13 protein-coding genes are annotated in these 19,892 nt (G+C 68.1%); 5 read left to right on the top strand and 8 right to left on the bottom strand.

Annotated features, from left to right (window positions below; translation table 11 throughout):
• Positions 1-416: 416 nt before the first annotated feature.
• Together E1261_RS14020 and E1261_RS14015 are read right to left on the bottom strand one after the other, a co-directional pair.
• A complete protein-coding gene (locus E1261_RS14020; protein ID WP_132406626.1) occupies positions 417-2,408 on the bottom strand; it encodes a protein-L-isoaspartate(D-aspartate) O-methyltransferase in 1,992 nt (663 codons plus the stop codon).
• Positions 2,396-2,647 carry a DUF8129 domain-containing protein gene (locus E1261_RS14015; RefSeq protein ID WP_132406624.1) on the bottom strand — a complete coding sequence of 84 codons (252 nt, stop codon included), beginning with the start codon at positions 2,645-2,647 and terminating at the stop codon, positions 2,396-2,398. Before E1261_RS14015 ends, E1261_RS14020 begins: the two co-directional genes overlap by 13 nt.
• A gap of 137 nt (positions 2,648-2,784) precedes the next feature.
• Between E1261_RS14015 and thiI the strand changes: the two genes are divergently transcribed.
• The 3 genes from thiI to E1261_RS14000 are packed head-to-tail and all read left to right on the top strand — an operon-like array spanning position 2,785 to position 9,339.
• Positions 2,785-3,960, top strand: coding sequence for a tRNA uracil 4-sulfurtransferase ThiI (gene thiI / locus E1261_RS14010; RefSeq protein ID WP_132406622.1), 1,176 nt, complete (start codon positions 2,785-2,787; stop codon positions 3,958-3,960).
• Between the two features lie 44 nt (positions 3,961-4,004).
• Positions 4,005-7,076 (top strand): hypothetical protein, encoded by a 3,072-nt coding sequence (locus E1261_RS14005; RefSeq protein WP_132406620.1) that lies wholly within the window; start codon positions 4,005-4,007, stop codon positions 7,074-7,076.
• A 4-nt stretch (positions 7,077-7,080) separates the two neighbouring features.
• Entirely contained in the window at positions 7,081-9,339 is a 2,259-nt protein-coding gene (locus E1261_RS14000) for a hypothetical protein (protein ID WP_132406618.1), read from the top strand.
• Between the two features lie 3 nt (positions 9,340-9,342).
• On the opposite strand, the gene E1261_RS13995 is transcribed toward E1261_RS14000, so the two are convergent.
• Positions 9,343-10,623, bottom strand: a complete 1,281-nt coding sequence (locus E1261_RS13995; protein ID WP_132406617.1) for a phospholipase D-like domain-containing protein — start codon at positions 10,621-10,623, stop codon at positions 9,343-9,345.
• Between the two features lie 118 nt (positions 10,624-10,741).
• On the opposite strand from E1261_RS13995, the gene E1261_RS13990 reads away from it, so the two are divergent.
• On the top strand, positions 10,742-11,245 hold the full coding sequence (locus tag E1261_RS13990) for a hypothetical protein (protein ID WP_132406615.1): 504 nt from the start codon (positions 10,742-10,744) through the stop codon (positions 11,243-11,245).
• A 30-nt stretch (positions 11,246-11,275) separates the two neighbouring features.
• Positions 11,276-14,113 carry an AfsR/SARP family transcriptional regulator gene (locus E1261_RS13985; protein ID WP_132406613.1) on the top strand — a complete coding sequence of 946 codons (2,838 nt, stop codon included), beginning with the start codon at positions 11,276-11,278 and terminating at the stop codon, positions 14,111-14,113.
• Between the two features lie 15 nt (positions 14,114-14,128).
• On the opposite strand, the gene E1261_RS13980 is transcribed toward E1261_RS13985, so the two are convergent.
• Genes E1261_RS13980 through E1261_RS13960 form a run of 5 tightly spaced genes read right to left on the bottom strand, consistent with a single transcriptional unit; the run spans position 14,129 to position 19,889 of the window.
• A complete protein-coding gene (locus tag E1261_RS13980; RefSeq protein WP_132406611.1) occupies positions 14,129-15,922 on the bottom strand; it encodes an ABC transporter ATP-binding protein in 1,794 nt (597 codons plus the stop codon).
• Positions 15,913-17,412 carry an alpha/beta hydrolase family protein gene (locus tag E1261_RS13975; RefSeq protein ID WP_132406609.1) on the bottom strand — a complete coding sequence of 500 codons (1,500 nt, stop codon included), beginning with the start codon at positions 17,410-17,412 and terminating at the stop codon, positions 15,913-15,915. The genes E1261_RS13980 and E1261_RS13975 overlap by 10 nt, the downstream gene beginning before the upstream one ends.
• Positions 17,396-18,160 (bottom strand): hypothetical protein, encoded by a 765-nt coding sequence (locus E1261_RS13970; RefSeq protein WP_132406607.1) that lies wholly within the window; start codon positions 18,158-18,160, stop codon positions 17,396-17,398. The genes E1261_RS13975 and E1261_RS13970 overlap by 17 nt, the downstream gene beginning before the upstream one ends.
• Positions 18,160-18,414 (bottom strand): actinodefensin-associated protein B, encoded by a 255-nt coding sequence (gene adfB / locus E1261_RS13965; RefSeq protein WP_132406605.1) that lies wholly within the window; start codon positions 18,412-18,414, stop codon positions 18,160-18,162. Before adfB ends, E1261_RS13970 begins: the two co-directional genes overlap by 1 nt.
• Positions 18,396-19,889: an asparagine synthetase B family protein gene (locus E1261_RS13960; RefSeq protein WP_132406603.1), complete on the bottom strand. Its 1,494-nt coding sequence runs from the start codon at positions 19,887-19,889 to the stop codon at positions 18,396-18,398. The genes adfB and E1261_RS13960 overlap by 19 nt, the downstream gene beginning before the upstream one ends.
• Positions 19,890-19,892: the final 3 nt, after the last annotated feature.

The following is a 19,892-nucleotide window of genomic DNA, read 5'->3' as shown; positions in this document are numbered from 1 at the left end:
GGGTGTACTGCGGTCACCTGGTGGGGAGTTCGGACATCTGGTCGGGTGTCCGGGGTCCCCGGTTGGTGTACGGGGTTCGGCGGTTCGGCTGGTCATTGCGGGCGCTGGAGAGTTCTGCCCGTCGGTTTCGGGTGGTAAGACTCCCCAGCCTTGCCGGACAACCGCGTGCAGCACCCCGAGCCTCGAATCACCGCGGCGCGTCAGCAGACAGGCATCGCTGCTGCCGGCCGGCAACCACCTCCGGACGAGAGACCGGCCGCATCCGAGCGACGCGCCACCACCACCACCGCCGTACAAGAACCCACACAGCCAGCAACGAGCGCGGATATCCGCATGAACCCTCGAACCGCTCGACGAGCACACCCCTGAGCCGGCTCGCCACTGTGCTGCCAACCCAGGGACCAGCTCAGCGACTATCAGGTGTCGAGCGTGTGGAACGGGTGCCGTGGGTCTGCTGGACCGCGCGTCGTACCAGGCAGTGCGGTGACGGCGGTGGTTTCGTCGTACCAGAAGTACTCGTCGAACTGCTCGGGCAGAACGGCGCCGAAGTAGTGGCTCGCGAGTTCGCTCTGCGGGCGGTAGACCACGCCGATCGCGCGTTCCAGCCGTTCCTTTTCGAGTGCGAGTCGCAGTTGTGGGTCCACGTGGCCGCTGCGCAGTGGCAGCAGGAAGGCTCGCTGCTCGACTTGGTGGAACAGTTGCTCGTAGCTGCGCTGACGGCCTGGCTGGACCTTCATCACCTGGGGTTCCTGACCCCACGCAGCGGCGGCGAGGACCGTGCCGTGGTCGGTGCCGAATCCGAGGTGGTAGGACTGGCCGCCGTACTGCTCGCGGATCAGCTGCCCGAGGTTGATCTGCCCATCGCTGCTCAGCGCGGTGGCCCGGGCGTCGCCGAGGTGGGAGTTGTGCGCCCACACCACCGCCTTCGCGGCTGGGCCGTGGAATGCGATGAGCGCCTGCAGTGTGCTGAACATGTGCCGGTCCCGGATGTTCCACGACTCTGCGCCGCCGTAGTACATGGCCCGGTAGTACCGCTCCGCATCGCGGGTGATCACAGCGTTCTGCTCCGCGTCCAGGAAGGCTTCGCCTTGACCCGTCAGGTAGCGATCGCGGCCCTGGCAGAGCTCTCGCAGTACTGTCACCACGTCGTGTTCACACTCCGGATAGCCACGCTTCAGCGAGGCCAGCCCGTAGGCCGCGGGATCCGACTCGTACGGCGTCAGGCACCCGTACCGGCGTTTCGCGCTCTCGGCCAGTTCGGGATCAACGCCTTCGAGGTAGTCGACGACGCGCTGCATCGAGTCGTGCATGCTGTAGAGGTCGAGTCCATGGAAGCTGACTTGGTGGGCCGGCTGCTCCTGGTTGTGTGCGCGCAGCCAGTCCACGAAGTCGAGGACGTCGGCATTGCGCCACATCCACTGCGGGAACCGCTGGAAGGCGGAGCGGACCGGCTCACGCGTGTCCGCCGCACCGCGCACATAGGCGTCGATCCGCGCGGCATCCGGCCAATCCGCCTCCACGGCGACGAACTGGAACCCAGCCCGCTCGATCAGGTCCCGCGTAATCCGGTGCCGCATGCGATAGAACTCGCTGGTGCCGTGTGACGCCTCGCCGAGCAGTACCAGGCGGGCCGAACCGATCCGCTGCAGGAATCCGTCCAGGTCAACGCTTTCGAGGTCCTCGACGGGTTCACAGTTTGCTGCGATCGCGGCCGGGACGCCACGCACCGACCTCAGTCCGGTGGTGTCGTCGGCGATCTCCGTGCGCCCGGGAAGCAGCGGTACGAATCTGACCTGCTCGAGGGTTTCCTCCTCGAAGTCGTCGGCGCCGGTACGGCGGATCCGCACGAGCTCGTGGATTTCGTCCGGCGCTCCGACCGGTATGACGAGTCGGCCACCGATCGCCAGCTGGCCACCCAGTCGCTCCGGGACGGCTTCGGCCGCAGCGGTGACCACGATCGCGTCGTACGGCGCATGGTCGGGCCAGCCGAGGCGTCCGTCACCGTGTTTCACCTGGGTATTGTGGATGCCGTGCGACGTCAGCCGCTCTCGTGCTGTGGCGGCCAGCTGGGCGTGTCGCTCGATGGTGAACACCTCGCTCGCGACGTGAGACAGAACTGCTGCCGCGTAGCCCGAACCGGTACCGATCTCCAGCACCCGGTCGTGTGGCTCGAGTTCCAGCGCCTGCGTCATCAGCGCGACGATGTACGGCTGCGAGATCGTCTGTTCCGACTCGATCGGCAACGCGAGATCACGGTAGGCAAACTCGGCCAGATCGGGCGGAACGAAAGCCTCGCGCCGTACCTGTCTCATCGCCGCCAGGACACGAGCATCCGTCACACCGCGGCCCGCGATCGAGCGCACGAGCTGCACGCGCTCGGAACTCCGGTCGGTGACTACGGATCCCATGGTGCACCGCCGTTGTCAGGTGTCCGTGCGACTTCCGGCCTATTCGTGTCGGAGGACTTCAGCTGATCCCGGCGCTGTTGCAGTAGTGCGAGGATCTGGATCCGTTGGCCGTGGTTGCGTTCGTGCCCGATCAGCTGGTCCAGCTGCTGGGTGTCCAGCGCCCGGATCCGCTCTGCCAGCGAGCCGACCGGTAACCGGTCGAACTCGGGGAGTGGCAGCGCGGCCTTGTTCTGCACCATGGCTTGGCTCCCGTCTCGTCGTTCGGATCATGGGCGACCATCCAACTGCTGTCCGGTTTCCCAATCACCCGACGCCTATTCGTCGCGATGTGTAGTGGCGACCGCCGTAGGGCACTGTGCGATGACGAGGAGGGAAGGTGGACAGTCAGGACTGCGTGCTGCTCAAGTACGGCGAGCTGAGCCTCAAGGGCCGCAACCGCGGCCGGTTCGAGCGTGAACTGCTGCGCAACGTGCAGGTCGCTTTGGCCGGCGTGCCGGGAGCGGTCCAGATCGAGCGTCGCGATTCGGTGCTGGTGCTGCTACCCGGTACGGCGGCACGGCAGGAGCTGGTGGAGCGTGCTCGGCACCTGATGGGGATCAGCGTTGTGCAGCCGGCGGTTCGGGTTCGAAAGACACCCGGGGCCGCGGCGGATGCGGCGGTGGAGCTGCTGAAGGATCACGCCGGCCCGCAGCGGTTCGCCGTACGGGCCAGACGGCGGGACAAGGATTTCGCGCTGACCTCGGAACAGCTGGCCGCGGAGGTCGGCGAACGGGTAGGGAACGAGCTCGGTTGGCCGGTCGACCTGGACGATCCGCAAGTCGAGATCAGCGTAGAGGTCGATCGCCATGAGGTGTTCGTGTCGGTCGAGCGGCATCGCGGCCAAGGTGGGCTGCCGGTCGGCTGCAGCGGCCGCGGACTGGTACTGCTGTCCGGCGGTTTCGACTCACCGGTTGCCGCCTACCGCGCGATGCGCCGCGGACTGCGCTGCGAGTTCATTCACTTCACCGGCGCACCGCTGACCGGTCCGTCGTCGACGTACAAGGCCTACGCTCATGTTCGCCAACTCGACCGGTTCCAAGGCAGGTCCCGGCTCCATGTCGTACCGATCGGCGCCGCCCAGCAGGAGCTCGCCCGCGCCGGCGCCGGACGCCTGCAGACCATCGCGCACCGGCGCCTGATGATCCGCACCGCCGAGGCGCTGGCCCGCCGCCTAGGAGCCCAGGCACTGATCACCGGTGACAGCCTCGGCCAAGTGGCGAGCCAGACGCTCAGCAACCTCACGACCATCGATCAGGCCGCCACCCTTCCGCTGCTGCGGCCGCTCCTGACGTGGGACAAGCAGGAAATCATCGACGAGGCCCGCCGGATCGGCACCGCCGAGATCTCACCACTGCCCGACGAGGACTGCTGCAGCCTTCTCACCCCACCACACCCCGCAACCCACACGACCGACGCCGAACTCACCGAGCTCGAAGCCCGCATCGACCTCGGCACCCTGATTCCCGCCGTACTCGCGAAAGCCCGAACCTTCACGCCACCGCACGCCGCCTGAGGGGCCGAGGTGTATCACCGGGCATCCGGCGGTCTCCTACTGTCATGGAGAATCTGTTTCGCTTGATGCTCCTGCGGCCTGCGATCGAGCAGGCACCAGAGCAGTCGTCGATCGGGCTCGAACAGGAGTCCCCTTATCAAGATGCCTTGCGAGCTGCCGTAGTTTCCGGTGGCGGCCGGCCAGGGATCGAAGCCGCTTCGGCGGAGTTCGCAGCATCCGACGACTTCGTGTCCGGGGTGCTGGACACACCGCTGGGGGACAAGCTCGACGAACTTGCTGATCGTGTTGACGCACTCGAGGCGGCCGGGGAGGTGCCGTGGTCGGAGGTGGCCAACGCGGTCGAGGAGGTGTTCGGAAGTCCCGCGGCGGACGTGGTGGCAGGCGACGCCTATCAGGAGACGGTACGGCGGCTGCGTGACAGCCTGATCGCGATCAAGGTCCTGCAACAGCTGCACAGTTTGCCGATCGAACGGCTGACCCGCCAGCTCCGCACGGCCGAGCTGATCGCGGATGTCGACCGCTCCGCGGGCCCGCTCGCTCAGCGCAGGCGCCGTTCACTCGAGCTCCCGGTCGAACTCGAACTGAAGTCGCGGCTGTCCACCCGGGACGCGCGCAAGGAGCTCGAGGAGCAACGCAAGAAGCTCCTCGACGAGCGCCGCAAGCGGGTCGACGGCTTGCTGACCGAGCACGACGTACTGCGCAGTGCGATCTCCGAACTGGCCGGGCTCGAGTCCATCCATTTCCGGGCCACCGAGCTCGTTGCGAGCGAGCCGACCAGGGCGCCCGACGTGACGGTGCTGACACATGCGATCAGCAGCGCGGCGAGGTACACCGAGGTCCTGCGCGAGCAGCACGTCAAAGGCGTTCCGCGGCGGGACGAGGAGCGGGCGGAGCCGCTTCAACTCAGTACGCCGTACGCCGAACTTGCGCAGACGCTGGTCCGGGCACCCGATGTGGTCCTGCCGGTTCGGGCCGCGTTCACGCCCGTGGCCTTGGCCGAGGTCGGGTTCGTGCTGAAGCCCAGTGCCACGGACCGGTTGTCCCAGAAGACTCAGGCCGTCCTGAAACGCCGCGGCATCGACCTCGGTACGACGCCTCTCGACAAGGTCACTCAGCGGCTCCAAGCCGATCTGGCCAGCACGGTCGACGAGCTGGAGGTCGTCGCCGGCCATCCGGAGAAGCATTCGTTCGTCCGGTTCGGTGATGCGCTGATCTCGGTCAAGACGCCGCTAACCACCGGCTGGGGTGCGCTGGGAACCGGCGGCATCCTCGGCATCCCGTACCTGCCGATGAACGGCAGCGTGCCGGAGACCAAGGGGACTGTCGCGCCGGCCGGTGTCGCGGACCTGCTGCTGGTGAAGCAGCAGCTGACCGGCTACGAAGCCGTCGACGTCGCACATATCGAGAACGTCCTCAAGGGTGAGCTGAAGTCACGTGAGCACACCCGCCGCGAGGAGAGCGAGACGATCACCTTCGTCGAGACGGAGACGAGTACGTCGGAGGAGCACGAGCTCGAGTCGACCGACCGGTTCGAGATGAGCCGGGAGGCGAGCGAGACGATCAAGGAGGACGTCGCGCTGAAGGCCGGCCTGACCATCTCCGGCAGCTACGGCCCGACGGTCGAGTTCGCGGCCAGCGCGGAGGGATCGTTCAACCGCTCGAAGGAAGAGGCGACCAAGTCGGCGACGACGTTCTCCCAGGACGTCACCGAGCGGACCTCACGCAAGATCTCCGAGCGGGTGCTGCAGCGGACGACGGTTCGCACCCTGACGGAGACCATCGAGAAGAACGTCCACACGCTCGACAACACCACCGGGACCGGTCACATCTCCGGTGTGTACCAGTGGGTGAACAAGGTCTACCAGGCCCAGATGTACAACTACGGCCTGCGGATGATGTTCGACTTCATGATCCCCGAGCCTGCCGCGTTCCTGGTGGCCGCGATGAACCAGGCCCAGAACAGCGCGCTGACGCTGACCAAACCGCCGGACTTCACGCTGACGCCGGCCCAGATCAGCGAGAGCAATTACGCCTACTGGGTGAAGGTCTGCGGTGCCGGTGACGTCGCACCGCCGCCCGAGCTGTTCCGCACCAAGTCCGCCGATTTCAAAGGCGGTGGCGGTGACAGCAAGACCAACTACAACCACTCCGCCCAGATCGCCATCGACGACGGCTACCGTGCGGTGTTCGGCAGCGTCGGCCGGGTCTGGAACGTCTGGGAGTCCGACGCCAGCGTGGACGTCGTACTCGGCCGGAGGACGCAGCGGATGATGGGCAGCCAGTGGCTGTGGACCACGACGCTGGACGACGAACGCGACTCGATCCCGTTCGCGCTCGACTCGTTCCATGCGTCCCAGGTCGCGATCGCGATCGAGGTGAAGTGCCAACGGACCGACCGGGCACTGGACAAGTGGCGCCTGGAGACCCACGCCAAGCTGCTCGCCGCTCACAAGGCGCAGGTCGCGGACTACGAGGAGAAGCTGGCACAGCTCAAGTTGCAGGCCGGCGTCGCGATCCGCGGCCGCAACCCCGCCGCGAACCAGGTCACGATCCGCCGGGAGCTGCAGAAGAACTGCCTGAGCATCCTGACCGATCAGCACTTCGATCTGTTCGACGCGGTCGTCGACTCGGCCGTCAACGGGCTGCCGCAGATCGACGTGTCCGAGGCGGCCGCCGAAGGCGCGTACGTCCGCTTCTTCGAGCAGGCCTTCGAGTGGGAGCACATGTCCTGGGTCACCTACCCGTACTTCTGGGGCAGCAAGGACCAGTGGGACGAACGGCTCGGGTACGACGATCCCGATCCGGCGTTCGTGGACTTCCTGCAGGCCGGGTACTGCCGGGCGACCGTGCCGGTCCGGCCGGGGTTCGAGGGCGCGGTCGACCACTTCCTCACCTTCGGCGAGATCTGGAACGGCGGCGCGCTGCCGACCATCTCCAGCCCGCTCTACCTGCCGATCGCGGACGAGCTGGCTGCGCGGCTCGATCGGCCGGGCGACGAAGTACCGCAAGGTGATCCCTGGACCGTTCGCGTTCCGACCAGCCTGGTGAAGCTGCGCGCCGACGACGCGCTGCCGGTCTGGGAGCAGAACGAGGACGGCGAATGGGTCGAGGCCTGAGCTGATGGGCGACATCTCCAGGCACCGGGACATCTTCCTGTTCACCAGGGAGACAGTCCCGGCTGCCTTCCTGGACAACGCGAAACTGACGGTCGACGATCTCACTTACCTTGAACTCGGCAACTACCTGACCGACGTCTCGCAGTTCCGCGATCCGGTCACCTACATCTTCGCCAAGCAACGGATCTGGCGGGAGTTCGTCATCCCCGCCGTACGGGACGAGACGCAGTTGCTCCGCGGCCTGGCCGCGCTCGGAGGCGCAGCCGCGCTCGCCGCGTCGCAGTACCTGAAGACACTGACCTCGGGTACGGCGGCCGACGTGATCGAGGGCTCCGGGATCGGACTGGCCGCGATCGGCGGGGTGATCGCCCTGCTGCCGCCGGACACGTACGCCGACCTCAGCGGAGCCGACACCTGGATCGACACACTGCTCGGTACGCCGATCGAGCGCACGCCCGGCGTGGTGCGGGACGACGCGAAGCACTACGGCTATCTCGGGGAGTTCTTCCGCCTGTTCATCGAGGGAACGACCCATCTGCTGTTCGCGCAGGACGTTCCTCGGCGGCTGGACGGCGCGTGGGGCTCGATCAAACCGATCCCCGCCAACCGCGTCGACGACGTGTACGGCGAGTTCTTCACCCAGTACTACCCGCATGAGCACACCGACCAGCCGCCGTACGTGTGGGACGCGAGCAAGCGCCCCGCGAACAAGCTGTACCAACCGAGCCGGCGGCAGGCGAACCTGGCCGACGGTGAGGTCGGCGTGATGAACGCGGTGGACGCGCATTACGTCGCCTACCTGGCCCAAGGGCTCGCCGGGATCGAGGACGACTGGCGGGAGCTCAAGCGGGAGGACCGAGCCGGCCGGCAGCGGCTGCTGGTAAGGGTCGGCAAGCTGCTGCACGGTGTCGAGGACTGGTTCTTCCACTCGAATGTGGTCGAGCTGCTGGAACTACGTAGCTACCGCCCGGCCCAGGTCGACGGCGAGAGCGACGACGCCTTCCTCACGCGGTTCGTGAACGACGTCGCGAAACGCCGGCCCGAGTTCGTGTCGGCGGATCCGGCCTCGGCGATCCGGTTGAAGCGCAAGCTCTTCCGCCGACTGCGCTACCCGGCGTACGAGGCAGGCGGTAAGACGCAGACTGCCGGCGTACTGAGTAAAACCAGGATGTCCACGCCGAGTCTGCGGCACGCCTATCCGGCATTCCCGTCGGCACAGGACACAGCCCATACTTTGCTGCATGCGCTCGAGAATCTTGAGCAGCAGCTCGCCGGCAAGCCCGGTGAGTTGCCGCCGTGGGCGAAGGAGACGCTGGAGCAGTACAACCTGGAAACCCTTGGTACGTTGGCCGCGCCGCTCGCCGTGGCCGCCGCGACGCCCAAACTCCGGGAGTCGATTCCGCTGATCCTCACATTGCTGAGCGACGACGAGCGGCGTCGGCTGGCCGCCAACGTCGCGCCTGAGGACTGGCCGCTGCAACCCGGCGCCGTGGCGCCGAAGCGCAAGGTCGAGGAGACCGAACTCGAGCTGCAGCTCAAGCGCCACGCCGCTGCCCTCGAACCGAGGCTGCAGTCCGACGGCAACACCGAGAGCAACTACGACCAGTTCGTCCGCTTCCTGGTGAAGCGCGGTCGCCTCAACGACAAGGGACGCGCTGCCCTGCTGGCTGCGTTCGCCATCGACCGCAAGGCCGAGCAGCTCCCGACCGAAGCGCCTGGGGCAGGCGGATTCCTGATGCAGTTCGCGGTGTCGGACCTGCAGAAGCTGCTCATCGAGGGCAACGCCAAATCCGCGGAGCTGGACAAGCGCGCTGGCTCGATCGTCGCGCCGGAATCCGACAACGGTGCCTTCCACGAGATCGTCGGCTCGCACTCGCTGATGTCGAAGGACACTCTGACCTCGGTCCCGTTCTTCGACGATGCGCGCGTGCTAGCCGGCGTCGCCTCCGCAACGGTGTTCACGATCCTTCTGGAACAGGTCGCCGTACCGAAAGCTGATCGAAGGCTGGCCTGGGAGGACGTGCTCCACCACCTCATCCGGTTCCCACCGTCGAACGGTGGCTGGGAACGCCGCGCCCTGGCCCTGTACGCACCCGAACAGAAGATTCCCCACTACGCAGACCTCCCCGAGTTCGCCCGCTTGGCCAAGGCATCACTCCGCCCGGTCCCCAAGCAGCAGAAGCCGTCACGATCCAAGCGCGCCGACCTGGAAGAGCGCTACCGCCGCCTGGAGACCGAGCTGTCGAAATACCGTTACCCGTGACGGTCAGCACTCGAAGTCGAATTCGGCCGGGTCGGTCGTCTCGTACTTGCTGGTCTGCCAGGTGATCGCGGCCTCGTCGCGGATCTTGAAGAAGTGCTTCTTGAACTCCTCGTGCACCTTCGGGTCGGTGATCCGCAGGATGGTCTCGTCGTTGTACCAGGGCGACTTGTTGTTCAGGTTGTGGCTGCCGGTGAAGACGACCTTCTGATCCGGCTTCCCGTCGTAGAAGCCGTCGATGAGGATGTTCTTCTCGTGCGTGCCGCACTGGTTCTCGCTGAACTCCCGCACCTCGGGCCCGTGGTACTTGCCGGTCGGGGCCCGCAGCAGCCCACCGCGCAGCGGCCCGTCCTTGGCCTGGCTGAGATCGGTCCCGACGATGTCGACGTAGCAGCCCTGGTTGTCGAGCTTCCACAGCCGGTCGGCCACCGCGGTCCCGCCCGCGCCCCGGATCGTGTTCGCGGCGACCCGGACGATCGTCCGGTTCCCGTCGTCGGTTCCGCCTGAGCTGTTACCGTCGCACCGCACGTGGCTCAGGATGTTGGCGAACGTGACGTTGTCCGCCCCCTTGGCGCGCGGTGAGAAGTACACCTTGTACTTCCCGTTCTCCGCCGGCGGGTTGGTCTGGTAGTAGTTCTCGTCGCCCTCGGCGGGGCTTTTCGCCGCGGCGAGATCGTCGAAGTACGCCTGGTGCTTGTTGTACAGCCAGCTCTCGGCGATCGCCGTGTAGGCCGTGTTCCACATCTTCGGTCCCGAATGCGTGTTGAGATTCGAGCTGGTCTGTACGACGACGTTCGTCACGCCGTGCGTCTTCTCGAACAGGAAGAACTTGTTGTGCATGATGTGCTCGCCGATGCACGAGGTGTGCTTGTTCCCGGTGGCGGGATCCGGATAACCATGGCCGCAGTGCTCGATCCAGGACGGGCTCTTCGCCGCGGACCACACCTTCCGGTAAGGCTCCGCGGACTGGTCCACCGAGTCGGCGATCACCCGCACCCTGACGTTCTTCGACTTCATCGCATCGACGAGCGCCTCGGCGACCTTGTCGTCGTTGAACCGGTACGACGCGATGGTGATGTCCGAGTTCTTCTCGGCCCCTTCGATCAGGTTCACCAGGTAGTCGCGGATCCGGTACCTCTCGTTCTTCGAGCCGTTCGGATCGTTGGCGACGAACATCTCCGGGGTATCGGGTGCGTCGTCGTCCTCCTTCGCGTGGACCGGGCCGATCGCCAGCGCCGAGGTCGTCATGACGATCACGAGGGTTTTGAGCAGCTGTGTCGGTTTCATACCGGCGACGGTACGAAGGCCGGCTATGCAGCCGTTATCGCGCGCAGATATCCGGTCGATAGCGCCCACTTCTAGCGTGCTGTGGAGTAGACAGCCGCGAACAGAATGGGGAACCGAGATGAGAGCGCGACTGACGCTGGCAGCGGCAGCGACGGCGGCCGCCGTACTGGTGACGGGTGGTGCCAGCAGTACGGCCGCTGAGGAACCGGACACCAAGGCCGGCAAGGACTGCCGGGAGACCTCCGAGAGCCTGCCGATCGAGAACGACTACGTCTACCTGTACAGCGAATCGAAGTGCGCGGGCGCCCACGACGCCAAGGACGACTCCTCGAGGGACAGCGACTACGGCGACGGGAAGGGGCAGATCAAGGACTTCGACAACCAGGCCGGTTCGCTGATCAATCACAGCGACTCGACCGTGGAGTTCTACACCCGCACGGGCTACAGCCACGCGGGGGACCGGTTCTGCGTTCGCCCACGCCACTACGTGACAAAGCTCTACATGTACGGCGACGGCAAGCAGGAGGCGGGCAGTTGGAGCAACAGCATCAGCTCCCATCGCCAGGTGAGTCCCGCGGACTGCAAGCGCTTCTTCGGCTGGCGGATCCTCCTGCGCAAGTAACGGGACCCGCTCGTCACCTAGCCTTGAGTGATGGTCGAGGCTGGGGTGGAGATCCGGGTCCTGGGCCCGGTCGAGGCGACCGTGGCGGGACGAGCGCTGAGCCTGGGCGGGCGCCGGTCGCAGCAGGTGCTTGCTGCGCTGGTCCTAGAGACTGGGCGACCGCAGTCGGCCGAGCAGCTCATCGACACCGTGTGGGACGACGATCCACCGGCCTCCGCGCGCACCCAGTTGTCGATCCAGGTCTCCAGGTTGCGGCGTGCCTTCGCCGACGCCGGGTGTGGTCACGAGCTCATCCAGACCACGTCCAACGGCTACCGGCTCGACGATCAGGAGGTTCGAATCGACCTGGTGGAGGCTGAGCGGCTGCAGGCCAAGGCACAAGCCCTCTCCGATCTCGAGGAGGCGGCCGACCTGCTCCGGGCGGCGCTCGCGTTGTGGCGCGGGGCTGCCCTGGAGGATCTGTCGACCCGGGCGATGAGTGCCGGCGTGCAGCGGGTGGCGGAGCTGCGGTTGACCATCGCCGAACAGCTGTACGACGTCGAGTTCGCGCTGGGCCGGCACCGGCAGACGATCGGTGAGTTGACGGCGCTGGTCGCCGACCAGCCGTTGCGCGAGCATCTGCGCGCGCAGCTGATGACAGCGCTGTGGCGCTCGGGTCGTTCGGCTGAAGCTCTTGAGTGCTACCGGAACGGCCGTCGTGTGCTGGTCGACGAGCTCGGCATCGAGCCGGGCCCGGAACTGCGCGAACTCGAGCAGGCCGTGCTGAGCGGCTCAGCGGACAGTGATCCGGTACGGCGCCCCTCGCGCGAGACCGTCGTACCAGCGGAGCTGCCGCTGGGAGTGCCGACGTTCACCGGACGGGAGGCCCAGGTCGGCCGCCTCTGCGAGCTGCTGACGACAGCCGAGCCGCACGCGGGCGGGATCGTGGCCTTGGCCGGCCCTGGCGGCATCGGCAAGTCGGAACTCGCGGTGCACGTCGGGCACCTGGTCGCCGAATCCTTCCCCGACGGTCAGCTGTACGTCGATCTGCGCGGATCCACCGCGGACGTCGAGCCGTTGGAGCCGGTCGATGCGCTCGCCCGGCTGCTGCGTTCGCTCGGTGCCGCCGACGGGTCGATCCCCGTGGAGCCGGATGAGGCGGCGGCCAGGTTCCGGTCGATGACCAACGAGCTCCAGCTGCTCGTCGTACTGGACAACGCCCATGATGCTGCTCAGGTCGAGCCGCTGATCGCAGCCGGCCGGTCCTGCCGGACTGTCGTCACCAGCCGCCGGATCCTGTCCGGACTCGTCGGCGCCGTCCACGAGCCGCTCGAGGTCCTTCCCGCGGACGAAGCGGTCACGTTGCTGAGTCGCCTGGTGGGCCCGGAGCGGGTGGGCCGCGATCCGGCCGCAGCTGAGATCGTCCGGCTGTGCGGCTTCCTGCCGCTGGCGATCTCGATTGCGGCGTCCCGGCTGACCTCCCGGCCGTCGTGGTCACTGCAGACGCTGGCGACCCGGCTCAGCGCCGCCCGGCAGGGGGAGGAGTCCCGGCGACTCGCTGAACTGCAGACTGACGACCGGGGTGTCCGGGCGAGCTTTCAGGTGAGCTACCAGGAGCTGGGTGATTCACAGCAGCGGATGTTCAGGCTGGCCAATCTGCTGGAGGTCGCGGACGTCGGCGTACCGGTGGCAGCCGCGCTCGCGGACGTCGACACCGCGTCGGCCGAGGCGCTGCTGGAGAATCTGGTCGACGTCCAGCTGCTCGAGAGCCACCGGCCCGGCCGCTACCGAACGCACGACCTGCTTCGCCTCTTCGGCCGCGAGCGGGCCCGTGCGGAGGACACCGAGGGCGATCGCAGACTGGCGGTACGGCGTGCCTTGCACTGCTATCTGGCCACCGCGCGGACAGCGTGCCGACGTCTGAACACCGATGCCGCCTGGCGGACCGAGATCGAGCCGTGGGACCTCGACCTCGCGGGCATCGAACTGCGCGATCGCGACGAGGTCTACGGCTGGCTCGAGACCGAGGGCGGAAACCTGTCGGCGATCGTGCGTCAGGCCTCGAACCTGGACCGGTCAACCGGCCCTCCACTCGCCGCCGCGATCTGCTCGGCGGTCGGCCTGGGCCTGGCATTGCGCGGCCGGCATCGCGACAAGCTGCGACTGGGCGAACTCGTCCTGGCAGCCGCCGAACGGACCGGCGAGCCGCTGCAGGAGGCCGTGGCACACGAGACCATCGGATCCGCCCTCGTGCGCTGCGGTGACTACGAGGTCGGCCTGACTCATCTGTCGCGGGCGCGAGCGGCGTACCGGGCGATCGGGCCCGAAGCCGGGGAAGCTGTTCAGCTTGCCGCCATCGCATCGGCGTACCGGCTGCTCGAGCGGTACGACGAGTCGATCGCGCACTCGCAGCAGGCGATCGCGCTCAACCGCCGGCTCGGACGGCCCACCATGCTGGCCGACTGTCTCACCAGTCTCGGCCTGACCTATCGGCACGTCGGCCGGCCCACCGACGAGATCACCGCGCATTCCGAGGCACTGGCCATCGCCGAGCCGCTGGACGAGACGAACTGGCTGGCCAACATCATCTGCAACCTCGCCGAAGCCACCCGGCTGGCAGGCGAGCCACAGCAGGCACTGGCGCACTTCCAGCGCGCGCACGAGTTCAGCCGCCGCTCGGAGGCAGCCGAGACCTCCCTGGACGCAGAGATCTGGTGGGGCCTCGGACGCACCCACGCCGATCTGGGCGCACCAGACACCGCCCGCTCCTGCTGGCAACGATCCGGCGCGATCCTCTACGACCTCGGCCTGATCAGCGCCACGGAGAAACACACGATCGACACCTCCGAAACCCCAACACCCCCAGACCTCATCGACCGCAATACCTGAACAGGCCCACGGTGCTCATCCTGCGTAGGCCTCGGCTTGGAGGTGGTAGAGGTGGGCGTAGCGGCCGGCTTCGGCTATCAGGGAGTCGTGGGTGCCGTGTTCCAGGATCTCGCCGTTCTCCAGGACGTAGATGTGGTCGGCGCGGCGGACGTTGGAGAAGCGGTGTGAGATCAGCAGGACGGTGCGGCCGGCGAACAGGTCGCGGACTCGGTCGAAGAGATCGGCTTCGGCCTGGGCGTCCAGGGAGGCGGTCGGCTCGTCGAGGATGACGTACGGCGAGTTGCGGTAGAAGGCACGGGCCAGCGCTAGTCGCTGCCACTGGCCGAGGGACAGGTCGACGCCGCCGACGTACTCCGCGCTGAGTGGGGTGTCGTAGCCGGCGGGCAGGTTCTCCAGTTTCTGGTCGATGCCGGCGCGCTGTGCGGCGTGGATGGTCGCCGCGGCTTCGGGTGGCTGCTCGGGTCGGCCGAACGTGATGCTGTCGCGGGCGGCGAGCTTGAACCGGATGAAGTCCTGGAACACGACGGCGGCCGCGTTACGCAAGGACGCCTTGTCCCGCACCGGTACGCCGTCCCACCGGATCTGCCCGTCGGTCGGGCTGTAGAGGCCGGCCAGGATCTTGGCCAGGGTGGTCTTGCCGGAGCCGTTGGACCCGACCAGCGCGACAACCTCGCCGCGGCGCAGGGTCAGGCTGATCTGCCGCAGTACTGGCTCTCCGGCGCCCGGGTAGGCGAACGACACCCGGTCGGCGGTCAGCGTTGCGAAGCCGTCGTCGTTCGGCGCTGCGGCCGCCGGCTCGTCCTCGTCGGGGACCTCGACGAATTTCCGCATGTCGGCCAGATAGATCAGCGTGTCGCCGAGCGTCCCGGCCAGGAACGCGGTCGCCTTCATCCGCAAGCTCAGCAGCAGCAGGGCGGTGAGCACGGCCAGTGCGGTGGCCAGGTCGATCAGTCCCCGGTGGACCAGCAACCACCCGGCGGCGACGATGGCGGCGGTTACGCCGTCCGACAGCAGTCGGGCGGCGATTCCGCGGCGAAGGTGGTCGCGATGCACTTCGATGGTGAGCCGGATCTCCTCGCGGTACGCACGGCTCCACCGGTCCCGGAGGGTGCCGCCCAGGTCCAGCGCCTTGATTTCCTTGGCGTCGTCACGGCTGGTGAGCAGCCGCTCCACGTACTCCCGGCCGCGCCGGTTCTCGGCCAGTGAAGTGTGCAACCGGTAGCGGGCGTCACGCTCCTTCCGCGCGGTGACCAGCACCGGCAGCAGGGAGAGCAGGCAGAGTGGCAGCAACCACCACGCCAGTGCCAGGAAAGCACCCGCCACCGCGATCAGGCCGAGCCCGGCGCGTAAGAAGACTGCGAGCCCGGTGACGAGTGTGATCGGCTCGCTGCGAGAGGCGAAGATTGCCCGCTGCAGACGGTCGTAGAAGCCCGGATCGTCGTACGACGCCAGGTCGGCTCGGCCGGCCGATCGCAGGACCTGGTCGATGAGGTGCTGGTCGGTTTTCACTGCCAGCACCCGCTGCCAGCCCTGACTGATGCTGCGCAGCACGCTGCCGGCCGCCTGCACGGCGAGCACCACCAGTAGACCGGGCAAAACCACCCGGCCGGCCGCCCCGACGTCCGTGCCGGCGGCCAGGCCGACGCCCAGGACGTGCCGGAGCAGCAACAGCGAGACGGCCAGGCCGATCGCGGTGACGAGCTGGACTGCCAGTACGGCGGCGAACCGGCGCGGGTCGGCGCGCCAGATCAGCCGCAGCGCGAAAATTCCGGTGCTGACAAAATTCGGACTGCTCCGCTCTACTGACATGCAAGCTCCCGACGGTTGGCCTTGTGCAGCCAGGTGCGCTGTAGCTCCGACAGTTGCTGCAGGGACTCGCGGAAACGGAAGTTGTGGTCTTCGCCCGGGAACAGCGCGAGCCGGGCCGTTCCGCCGTTTGCCACGATCGCGCGGTAGAGCTCGACGGCCTGCTCCGGCGGCGTCGCCGGATTGGCATCCTCCGCGCCGTGCACGAGCAGCACCGGTCGGTCGATCCGGTCGGCGAAGTCCAGCGCGCTGAAGGCACGGTAGAGCTCCGGCACTTGCCAGTACGACCGCTGCTCGTACTGGAAGCCATAGGGCGTCAGCATGCGGTTGTAGCAGCCGCTGTGCGCGATCGCTCCAACCACCTGCGGCACGTGCACCAGCGCGAAGAGTGCCAGTGACGCGCCGAAGCTGTGGCCGCCGACCACCACGGGTGCACCGATGCGTTCCAGTGCCTGCTGGACCGGCTGCACAATCCGCTGCGTCACCTCGGCCAGCGTGGGCTCGCCGTGCCAGTCCAAAGGCAGGTCAAGAATCGCGAGGTCGTCACGCAGTGCGGCCAGCGTTGCCGGTACGAACGGCGGGCGGTCCGGCGGCTGATCGTCGGCGGTCGGCCGCAACCACAGCAGCACCGGCTCATCGGATCGCGACGACACCGGCAACGCCAGCCGCGCGCCGGAGACGACTTCGGTGCGGAAACGCTCCGCCTCGGGCGGTGGCTGTCGCGGGCGGTCGACCGTTGCCGACGGCGCCGGTACGGCGAAGGGCTCGCCACCGAGCGGTACTCGGATGGTCGCCCAGCTCAGACCGGACGCTGATTCGCCGTCGAGGTGCTCGACCTCCAGGATCGAACTGCCGGGCACCGGAGACAGCCGCCGTACAACCAGCGGTGAGGTGACCGGAGTAGCTGTGCGGCCGTCGAGCTGCAGCACTGAGACCACCGCCGCGGTCAGTCCCTCGAGCCGGCTGGTGTCCTCCTGCAGTACGACGGTCGCCGGGCCCGAAGCGTCATAGACCAACGGCTGCAGGCCGCTGTCCATTGCGAGCTCCTCGGCTGGGGCGAGGAAGGCAAGCCGGTCGTCGGCGCACCACAGCAGCGGACCGCCCGCGCCGGCCGCCAGCTCGGTCAGTGAGGTGACCGCGGACCAGTCGGTCAGCCGGGTCAGTGTCCGGTCGTGGTAATCGGCGATCCATGGATAGGCCCGTCGGCCCGCGAACGCCAGTCCGGCAACCAGCGGGCGGGCAGGATGCCAGGCCAGCAGACCGCCGTACGGCGCCTCGATCGGGATGACCCAGCCCGCCACCGAGATCCGCGCCGGCCGGGCCCTGCGGGGGACGGCACCGCGCAGGGCGGGATCGATCCGCAGGTCCCGCCACCGCACGCCGGCCGGGTTGAACTCGGCGATCGACGGCTGCACCGGAAAGTCCAACGCCGCGCGGGTCTGCCCGTCCGGCCCGGGCTGCTCGATCGTGAGGACGTCAGCCGACACGAGCATCGTTCCGTACGGTGATCCGGTCGATCAGCGCTTTGACCTCGCCGACGCCGGAAACCGGTTCACAGACTTCGTTGCCGCCGGCATCGATGCCGATCGCGCAGGGCACCCCGAGTCCGCTCAGCCGATCGGGCAGACTCTGCCCCTCCTGCAGCACGGTCGTGTCGACGGCGTTCCGGCGGTCGTCCGCCATGGTGTCGAGCAGCCGCTCCAGCGACCGGCAGGCCGGGCACGTGCTGGACTCGTACAGCCGCACCGCGACGATCGGCGTACCGCAAACTGCCTGGACCGGAGGCTTCCGGCGGTCGAGCAGCCAGAGCGTGCCGGCGATGAGGCCCGCGACCAGCACGGCCCCAACCGCTCGGCCGGCTGGCGACGGGCTCGCTGCCGGGAGCAGGAACGCCGCCACCGCGGCCGAGGCACCGACGGCATTCAAGGCCACATGGCCGCTGCCGACCGCGGCCAGCCTGGCGGCACCGAAGCAGGCGCAGGACTGGCCGCGCAGCCGGAAGGCGACGACCGCCAAGGCCGCGTACGCCACGAAACCGCTCAGCGCGTCCCACGGCCCAGGTGCCAGCACCAGTACGACGACCGCCGTCAGCTCGGCGGCTCCGACCAGTCGCGGCCCTCGCGGCGCTGCCAGCAACCCGCTCTGGTACGGCCAGTTCAGCCGGCTGGCCGGCACCGCTAGCTTCGCCAACCCAGCGGCCAGCACTGGGCCGGCCAGTACCGCTAGTACGACGTCAACCATCAGTCGTTCCTTTCGTGGAAAGCCAGCCAGCCCTGGCGCACCAGGTCCCCGGCGAACCGGCGCAGCTCGTGACCGGCATCCGGGCCGACGCCGGTCAGCAGGACGTCGACGTACTGCCGGTGCTGCTGGTCGCACTCGGCGACCGCGAGGGTGGTGGCGTTCACCAGCACCCCGCCGCCGAACGGCAACCGGGCGAAGGAAACGCCGGGTGCCAGCGCGAAAGCAGGGGCCGTCGTCATCGGGTCAGCAGCCATTGATTGATCCAGACCAGTCGAAGGATGGTGAGGGCGCGGTCCGCGGTGAGCTGGCCGTCGTCCAGCAGCCGGATGACCGGCTCGGGATCGAGCAGGCCGAGATCGGCCAGCGGGCATTCGCGGGCCAGGTCGATGGCCACCTTCTCGCGGACCTGGTGCAGGTAGCCGGCTGCGGCGAGCCGGGCGCGAAAACCGGCGGACTGCCCGTGCACTCCGCGGACACCGTGGCGTTCGATCGCCTTCTGCAGCGGCAGTTGGTTGCGCACCAGCCCGTGCTTGATGCCGGCCAGTCGCCGCGGCGGGATGGCGGCGATCGCGCCGAGCACCCGATCGTCCAACGCGGGCAAGAACTGCAGCGAACCCTCGCCATCGTGGGACGCGAATTCCGCGTCCGCCCGGCCGAGCGCCGCAGGCAGTCCTTCCAGATGCTTACGCCAGACCGCGCTCGCGCCCAGCCGGGCCGACCGCAGCGCCTCGCGCCCGTCCTCGGTCAGGCCTGGCAGCCCGTCGCCGTACAGGTCGGTCCCGGAGCGGACCGGTGCGATCCCGACCGGCTGCGACTCTGCCTCGCCGCCGTCCGGCACCGCCGCGACCTGCCGCCGTTCCACGCCTTCGCCGAGCGCCACCAGGAAATCCCGGGCGTCGCGTAGGCGCGGCAGCTGGCCGGACAGGTGGAACGGCTCACAGGTCAGCAGCCGTCGGCCGGCGAGCCCGAGCGGCAAATCCGGCAGGTTTGCGGTCAGCAGGCTCTCCAGCACGGATCCAGAAACCACCGGGCCGTCCGAGACCGCGGCGATTGCAGCGGCCACGTGCCGCCGCAGCGCGGCCTCCGGCAGCGGCGGAGTGATCTCCTCACCGGTGACCTGGTGCGGAGCGAGGGCGGTGACCAGATCGATGGTCACCCGCTCGGTGTGCCGGCCGGGGATGTTCGGTGGCACTGGCTGCGTCCCGGGCAGTCCGTCCAGGACGGCGTGCACCAGCTTGGCTTGCTGGGCGGCCGAGCAGACCGCGAGGAAGGTCGATGCCACTCCACCGCTGTAGGCGATGGTGAAACCGTCCGGCAGTTCGTTGAGCACCTCGCGTACGGCGGCCTCGAGACTCTGCCTCGACTGCGGAATGACCGGCGGACGGCTCGACACCGAGACGCCGGCGGCGTCCACGCGCACCGCCGTACCGGCGGTAAGCCGTTGTACGCCGGGAACTCCGGTGAAGTCCGGCGGCTCGGGCAACCCGTGGACCAGCGCCAGCAGGGCGCCGTAGTCCACCGCGGACGCCTCGCCGGCGCGCCGGAGCCCGGCCAGCTCGGTGCTCCACTCCAGCCGGCCGCGGCCGAGCCGGTAATAGACGGGCTGTGGTCCCGGGCTGTGCCGGGAAAGTTCGATGCCGTCCGGCGACGTCGACAACCGTACGCCAGGTGGGTTCTGCCACTGCTCCGGACCGGTGACCGCACCGCCGGCGTCGACGCTCCACACCATGTC

The organism is Kribbella albertanoniae (assembly GCF_004348455.1).
In the GTDB taxonomy this organism is placed as follows: Bacteria; Actinomycetota; Actinomycetes; order Propionibacteriales; family Kribbellaceae; genus Kribbella; species Kribbella albertanoniae.
This window is presented reverse-complemented; position numbering and strand designations above follow the sequence as displayed.